Origin of the sequence: Streptomyces soli (genome assembly GCF_003999195.1) — a bacterium.
GTDB classification, from domain to species: domain Bacteria; phylum Actinomycetota; class Actinomycetes; order Streptomycetales; family Streptomycetaceae; genus Actinacidiphila; species Actinacidiphila soli.
In genome coordinates, this window is sequence record NZ_RJVR01000123.1 from 20,429 (window position 1) to 27,603 (window position 7,175).

7 protein-coding genes and 2 pseudogenes are annotated in these 7,175 nt (G+C 67.2%); 3 read left to right on the forward strand and 6 right to left on the reverse strand.

Annotated features, from left to right (window positions below; all coding sequences use genetic code 11):
- Positions 1-32: 32 nt before the first annotated feature.
- Positions 33-734, reverse strand: a complete 702-nt coding sequence (locus EFK10_RS10620; RefSeq protein WP_322973310.1) for a 2-phosphosulfolactate phosphatase — start codon at positions 732-734, stop codon at positions 33-35.
- A 198-nt stretch (positions 735-932) separates the two neighbouring features.
- Between EFK10_RS10620 and EFK10_RS10625 the strand changes: the two genes are divergently transcribed.
- A complete protein-coding gene (locus EFK10_RS10625; RefSeq protein WP_206305399.1) occupies positions 933-1,472 on the forward strand; it encodes an integrase in 540 nt (179 codons plus the stop codon).
- A 283-nt stretch (positions 1,473-1,755) separates the two neighbouring features.
- Here the strand turns inward: EFK10_RS10625 and EFK10_RS51990 are convergent, their stop codons facing one another.
- The 5 genes and pseudogenes from EFK10_RS51990 to EFK10_RS10655 all read right to left on the reverse strand — a co-directional run bounded on the left by EFK10_RS51990 (position 1,756) and on the right by EFK10_RS10655 (position 4,983).
- A complete protein-coding gene (locus EFK10_RS51990) occupies positions 1,756-1,884 on the reverse strand; it encodes a hypothetical protein (protein ID WP_265737493.1) in 129 nt (42 codons plus the stop codon).
- A 77-nt stretch (positions 1,885-1,961) separates the two neighbouring features.
- Positions 1,962-2,543, reverse strand: coding sequence for a hypothetical protein (locus EFK10_RS10630; RefSeq protein ID WP_127355479.1), 582 nt, complete (start codon positions 2,541-2,543; stop codon positions 1,962-1,964).
- A gap of 337 nt (positions 2,544-2,880) precedes the next feature.
- Positions 2,881-3,093, reverse strand: a pseudogene (locus EFK10_RS10640) (transposase family protein); the annotation flags it as partial.
- A 162-nt stretch (positions 3,094-3,255) separates the two neighbouring features.
- Positions 3,256-3,975, reverse strand: coding sequence for a DinB family protein (locus EFK10_RS10645; RefSeq protein ID WP_127355480.1), 720 nt, complete (start codon positions 3,973-3,975; stop codon positions 3,256-3,258).
- A gap of 342 nt (positions 3,976-4,317) precedes the next feature.
- On the reverse strand, positions 4,318-4,983 hold the full coding sequence (locus EFK10_RS10655) for an ATP-dependent endonuclease (protein WP_127355481.1): 666 nt from the start codon (positions 4,981-4,983) through the stop codon (positions 4,318-4,320).
- Positions 4,984-5,348: 365 nt separating this feature from the next.
- Between EFK10_RS10655 and EFK10_RS10660 the strand changes: the two genes are divergently transcribed.
- The gene (locus tag EFK10_RS10660) at positions 5,349-6,152 is read left to right on the forward strand and encodes a bacterial transcriptional activator domain-containing protein (RefSeq protein WP_127355482.1); all 804 of its coding nucleotides are present in this window, start codon (positions 5,349-5,351) and stop codon (positions 6,150-6,152) included.
- 114 nt (positions 6,153-6,266) lie between these two features.
- Positions 6,267-6,415, forward strand: a pseudogene (locus EFK10_RS49870) (site-specific integrase); the annotation flags it as partial.
- Positions 6,416-7,175 lie beyond the last annotated feature (760 nt).

A 7,175-nucleotide genomic window follows, 5' to 3' on the forward strand; every position in this document is an offset into this window, starting at 1 on the left:
CTCGCATGGTGAGAGTTGCACCTCGCCAGCGATCAGATCGGGGCGTCGTCGGTCAGCGAAGGCGTGGCGCACGGACGCAGGATCATGAGCGAGCCTTCCAAGGTCGCCACCATGGCAAAGGGAAACCGGTCGAGTTCAAGACAGAGTGCAACGTCATCGGGATGGACTCCTTGACGCACACCCTCCGCCAGCTCGGCGGCGGCGCGCGACGCGGCAGCGCGGCGAAGGAACTCAGCAGCATCCGTCCCAGCCTCGGCGGCTCTCCGAGCGATGTATTGAGCACACGCCAGATCTTCATCGGCCTGCCCATCGTCGCCAGTGACCACGAACGTGACACTGTCACTCTTGCGCGTCCGCAAGAGCCGAGCCGTTGCCTCCGCCACCACGAAGCTGGCGCACAGCACCAGCGGCGCCTCCTTGACCGCGAGGGCGCCGACCGTCCCTGCCGTGGTCTTCTGCACAACGGTCCGTCCGCCAAGGTCAACAGACCGCAGCAGGCCCGGCGAGTTGACCATGTCGAACCCGGGCGCGGGCGGACCGTCTTTGATCGCCACCCAATCCGGATGGCGAGCCTTGAGCGCCAGGGCTTCGTCCAGCGACTCAGCAAGAACGATCTTTTCCGCCCCCTGGGCAAAGGCCCAGGCAGCCACGGTGAAAGCGCGCATAACGTCGACTACGACCGCCACGGACGGGGCTTCGACCAGATCAGCGATGCCAAGGAAACGAGCGTTCATTCCGATCATGATCGCGCATGCCCGACCCGAAGCACCCAGAGAGTGATCCACATCACATCGACGGTCTCGGAATGCAACACCTCCGGCTGCCTGCGTCGCGAAAGTAGTCCGCAACGACACGCCTGCTCAATCGCCACACGGGGCCACCCGCACACGGCCTCTGCGGACACAAGGAGGCTGTTCATCACGGACGCGATCATGAACGGGATGCCGCCCCACATCGCCCAACTGGTAGTAGGCCACGGCGACATCAACACCACCATGGGATACAAGGCGGTCTATCCCGAGGAGGTCATCAACGGTCACCCGGCGTTCATCGCCCGCCGCCGTACTACCCGCCCCAGCGAGGAATACCGAACTCCGACCGACGAGGAATGGGAGGAGTTCCTCGGTCACTTCGAACGCCGCCGGGTCGCCTTGGGTGACTGCGGCCGCGCTTACGGGACCAGCTGCGTCCACGAGCACAGCTGCCTGAGGTGCAGTCTCCTGCGGCCCGATCCTGACCAGCGTGACCGCATCGTGGAGATCCGCGACAACCTGCGCGACCGCATCGCCGAAGCCGAACGAGAGGGGTGGCTCGGCGAAGTCGAAGGGCTCAAGGTCAGCCTCGCCGGCGCAGTGCAGAAACTCGCCCAACTCGACGAGCGGACCCGCCGGACCACCACCGTCAACCTCGGCATACCCGCGTTCCGCGACGTCGCCGGCCGGACCGTCACCGTCACCAAGGACCCCTCATGACCTCAACAAGCAGACTGGCCGACGCTCTGCGCTACCAGGCACAAGGCGTCTACTGCCTCGAAGCCGCCGCCGAACTGCTCATCACTCACCGGTCCTGGCTGCACCGGGCCGACTTCAGCAACGAATTCATCGAGGTCAGAGACGGGCTCCTCGATGGCCGGCCTATGGCCGTCATCGACTGGCCAGCGGCGATCGTTGCGCTGCGAGGGACAGGACTGCCCTGCTCGGGAGGCGAGCAATTCTGCGGATCAGCGCGGGTCTCGCCGACGGAATACCCGTCGACCTACGCGACGTGCTCACCGGCCTGGACGAAGCCAACCTGGACCTGGTTGCGGCAGCCGTCCTCCACGCGGGCGGCCGACGGCCACAGGGCCGCGCCTGACCATGCGATCGCGATTTTCGGAGCATCCACGAACTCACAAAACAGAAAGCCTGGGGCGGAGCCTTGTGTTCAGGATGGTTGGCTGGCGCAGCCAACCGCGTTCTCATTCAGCGCCAGCCCCCGCTGCGGGGCGCGAGGAACGTGCCGAACAGCGACTCGTACGCGTCACGCGACTCGGTAACCACCACATGGTTCGGCTCGGTCCTGGACACCGCCTCCTGCAACCGGGCGACGAGCTCGGGCACTGGCGCGAGGCGCAGCGACAAAGCTGCGGCCACACGGGCACGGTGCTTGGCAATCTCGGGCTCATCGTTCGCCAGAGCACTCTCGCGGTGTTCAGCGGAAGCCTGCATTACCTCCACGCTGCCACCACCTGAGAACGTCAGGCAGTCCCGCCACGCCACTCCGATGATGATCTCCAGCGCGGCCGTCAGGTCATCGGCGATCAGACCGGCCTGTCCCTCGGAGCTCGCGAACACCACCGGTCGACGACCGTCGTCGTCTCGACACAGGAAGAATGTCCCACCGGACCAATCCCCAGCAATGCCCTCCAACGACGCACCCGAGGCAAGCAGGACCGCCTCGCCATGATCTTTACGCGTGATGTCGAACTCGAAGGACGAACGCAGCAGATCCGCGATGCCGGGGGTGTCCTGAATCAGGCCAAGCAAATGATCAGTTGAGGTCACGTGGCGGACGATAACAGGGGCCACTGACACAGACGCGGCTCAGAAAACGAAGCAGCGTCTCGTCGGAGCGAGCGTGCGCACTCCGTCCCCTCACGCGAAGGCGTTCATGTAGTTCAGAGAACACATCAACACCCAGCTGCTTCAGCAGGTCCTCGCCGAACCGGCTTGGGCGAAGAGGCTCACCGACGAGGACCGGCGCGGCCTGACCGCGCTGTTCTGGTCGAACATCAACCCGTACGGCACGTTCCGCCTCGACATGGACAAGCGGCTCGACCTCGTGCCCGTGACTGTGCCCGGACCCCGCCGGGCGGCCGACGCCCCGGCGCGATCACGGGTCCCGGTAGCAATCGCCGACGCCGATGTCGAAGCCGGCGGCGAGCTGGGCGTAGGTATGGCCGCAGCGCAGGTGGGCCAGGGCAAGGAGGGCCTGACGGCCGGCGGTCAGTCGGCGCCAGCGGGTACCGCGTGCGCGGCGGCGAGCGCGCAGCCGCGCCGATAGGAAGCGCAGGGTGGAGCTGGACACATCAACTCCGGACGGGTAGACAAGCACACGAAGCCCCTGGTGGAGACGGTTCTCTTGGTCGAAAACCCATCTACCAGGGGCTTCGTCGCCCTGTCAGATCAACTGCCCACATCACGCAACAGGTTGCAAATGGCTTACTGGCGTGTGGATCGAAGATCGCCGTTGAACACCGTCGCGGCGCGCCCGGGCCTACCCGGGAGTGGTGAAGCGGGCCCGCCAGAGGTCGCGGAGCACCGCGATCTCGGCCATGTGGTGGATGAATTCGAGGTTGGACCCCGACAGCACGGCAATGTATGGGTCGTCGGTGTCGGAGCCGTACGGGTACTGCGAGAAGCCGATCGTGTCGAGTTGCTCGTCGGTCATGGCAGCGACGCTGTCGCGCCAGCGGTCGATCAGCGCCAAGAACCGCTCGACCGCCACGGCGGCGGAGGGGGTGAAGTCGACCAGCAGCTTCGGCTCCTGCCGCCGTCCGCCGAAGGTCCACTCCCATTGGCCCGCGAAGCAGAAGTGCAGGTGCCCCAGCCGCCACGCGATGGTGGTGACCGGCGCCACGTCGGGCTCCGGCGGGCCGGTGTGCCCGAGGATCTGCTCGACCCGCTCGACGCTCACGCTCCAGTCGTCGGCGATCTTGGCGACTGTCATGCCGCCGGTGGCCTGCCGGGCGACCTCGGCGTACTCGTTTGCCGGGATCTGCGGTTCGCCCTGGTCGAGCACCCACTCGCCCGGCCCGAACGCCCTGGGTGTCGTCGCCTCGCCCCGGCGCCGGATCGACCAGCAATCGGGCACCGGCTCCCACAGGTACTCCTCGTCGCCGAGCCCCGTCAGCCGCACCTGGGCCATCTCCCTGGCGCGGTCGAACTGGTCGATCAGCAAGCCCAAACGGTCGGTCCGCACGCCCTCAGTCTCCATGCCTGTCTTTCTTCGCCGCCGCGGCTCGTACTCGCTGCGTTCAGAGGGAAGCTAACGGCTCACCTCATGGGGCGCGACTGATTTTCTCGCCACCGAAGCTGTGCAGCACCACCCGCATCACCGCACTCGTTCAGGCCGTCCGGACCCTCCACGTGACCTACTCAACCCGAGGTTGGAAAAGGCCCACTGGCGTTCGACGCCGTACCGCCGGCCCGTCGACTGATCGAGCTGCTGAAGAAGCGACATTGGACCAAGCTCAAGCGCGTGGACCCAACACGGGGTGCGGCCGGAGCACGACAGGAAGACACCGCTGTGCAGCGTTCCCGGCGTTAGCGGGTCAGCTCACAGATACAGATGCGCAAGCAGGCGGTCCAGCGGCCGTGGTACTTGGGTGAGGTCCAGGTCATCGATAAGCGATCGTGCGTACTGGCTCTTCCGGCCGCTGATGGTGCCCATGAAGCGCCGCAGCTGCTGCTCGACGTTCCGCTCCCGCTGGGCGGGCTGTTTCTGGAAGATACGGAATGCCCGCAGGTCGCCTTGGGCGTCGACGACCTGTTGCACGGAGGCGGCACCGAGAGAGCGGATCAGCTCCTCTTCCAGGTCGGCGACGCACACGTAGAAACCGAACGGCTCCATGTCGGCGCGAGCGAGGTCGCAGCCGAGCCCTGCTCGCTCCAGGGCGCGCGAAAAGTGGCCTTCCTCTCCGGCGTCACACAGGCCCGCCAGTCCGACGTCGAGCCCCTGAGGACCCAGCAGATTCAGGAATCTGCCGATGCTGGTCGCACCTCCGAGCGGGATGACGGCGATGCCCTCCGCACCGAGGGCGCGGCCGTGACGCGCAGCCAGCGCTTCGAGCGCCACCTGGTCGCTGACCCCTTCCACGAGTACGACCGTGCGCAAAGCGGTGCTGGCAGCCAGTTCGTGCGCGGCCGCGGCGGCTGCTGGAGCCCCAGCACCGCCAGCCGCCCACTCCATGACCGCCAGACGGAACCGCCTTATCGCATCCATAGGCCCTAGTCTCTCAGCCGCGGCTGGGCAGGCCGCAACGAGCGCCTCGCGCGCAGTACCTCGCCGGGCGCGCTGCCGTTGGCACAGGGCGACGGCGTCGTCACCGTGATCGCGAATGCCGGCGGCGAGACATCTCTCGATCTGCAGACTGCGGCAGCAGTGACCCCCGGCGCACAGTTGCGGCTCGTGCAGAGCACCCTCGGTGGCATCCTTGACGGATTCAGTCGGGCGGTGGGTGACACTCGCGGCCTCCCAGACGTCATCTCGCTCTCCTATGGCGGATGCGCAATCACCGAGAATAGTGTCGCTCCCAGGTACGCCTCGATGATCGACGCAATTTTGGCCATGCCGGCGCTTACTGGGACGTGGCCGCCGCCGAGCAGCTCCGGGGCGGCGATGCCGTGGGTGAGGGTGACCTGGATGCGCCGCAGATCGACGTGCTGGGGCCGATCCGGGTCACCGGGATCAGCGGCTCCGGCCACGGCCCCAGGGTCCGCGCGCAGGCAGCACTGATCTATCTGCGTCCCGGCCGCCGCGCCGAGGCTCTGTGCACGGCCATGGACCCGGTCTCCCCCTGGTCGACCCACACCCTGCAGTCACGACTGTCAGAAATCCGGTCCCGGTTCGGCGCGGCCCCCGACGGCGAGGCCTACCTGCCCCCGCCCAAAAACGGCGGCTACGCCTTCCATACCGGGGTCCGCTCGGACTCGGAGATCTTCCAGCACCTGGCCACCCGGGGACTGGCCGCCGGCCCCGGCGGCGGCATCCCTGACCTGGAAAACGCGCTCGGCCTGGTGCTGGGCAAGCCGTTCGACGGCCAGGACTACCCGTGGGCGGACTCCATCCAGCACGAGATGCTCTCCCGGATCGTCGACGTCGCCCACGCCCTCGCCGCCTGGCACACCGACGGCGACAGCCCGGACCTGGACGCCGCCCGGCACGCAGCGCTGCGCGGCCTGGACATCGATGAGACCGCCGAGGTCCTCTACCGCGACTGGATGACCATCGAATGGGCCGCCGAAAACACCGCGGGCGTACGCAAAGCCGTCACGCGGGTACAGCAGATTGCGCGGACGTACGACATGTCACTGGACACCACCACCGAACAGACCATCGACCTCGTGACGTCCCCCGACCGGCCCGAACCCGCCCACGCCAGCCAGCCCTGACCAGACAACAGGTGCCGGGCCACGACGGGGGATGCGCGGCCCGGCACCCAGATCCGCAGCGTATCTGCTGCGCGCGTGGCCCGCCTGACCCCAATGCCCAGAAACAATCGGAGCACCGCCCGGCTGCTGCCCCGCCTGCCCAAGGGTCGTACGCGGGGGCCGGTGTTCGTCACCCATCGCCGCCCGGCGCCGGGGAAGGTCGTCAGCCCGCGGGACCGTAGTGCCTGGACACCGGCTTCGCCCGCCTCTCGTACGGGCAGGCCTCCCTGACCCACCTCGGCGAAGGCGGGGCGAGCGTGCTGAGTTCACGCGGATCAACCGGCAGCTGCCAACGGTAGGGGCAGTATGGACGCAGGACCCGGCCCCTGGCGGAAGGTCAGCGGGCCCCGCGGCGACGTTGGGGGCTTCAGTCGAGTTCGATGTTGAAGTCCCAGATGGCGATGACCTTGCCGGGACGATCTTGGGGCGGGGCGGCGTTCCCCGGTGGGCCAGTACCGCCTGACAAGCGGTCTGTGTACGTGTCGAACGAGTGAAGGCAGGTACGGGTTGCCGCCCGCAGGGAATACCGAACCGCATGAGTCATACGATTTCCGGTTCCCGGCAGCGGGCTCTCACAACGGCCCTGGTCGCCGCCGTCGCTGTGACACTCACGGTGGGCCAGACTGCTTCGGCCCGGACTCCCAGTCGGGACCTAGCAGCGTCAACGAGTTCGGAGACGAGTTCGATGCCGGGCGCTGCACCGAGCCGAGCACACGTGACAGTCGTGACCGCCAGCCACCGCCTGCGGGGAGCAGCACTGGCGAACGCGCTGCGGCGAGGCGGCTATGTGATCGTGCTGCGTCATGCCGCGGCAGACCATGCACACCCCGATTCAGCGCACCCGAGCTTGGCGAAATGCTCGACACAGGAGCCGTTGACCACGCTCCGGAACCTGTCAACGTGATCAAGGCAGGTAGATCGTTCTATCCCTGTGCCGGGATTGATTGCTCGTCCGGTCGGGGTTGGTCGGGCTTGTTGATCCAG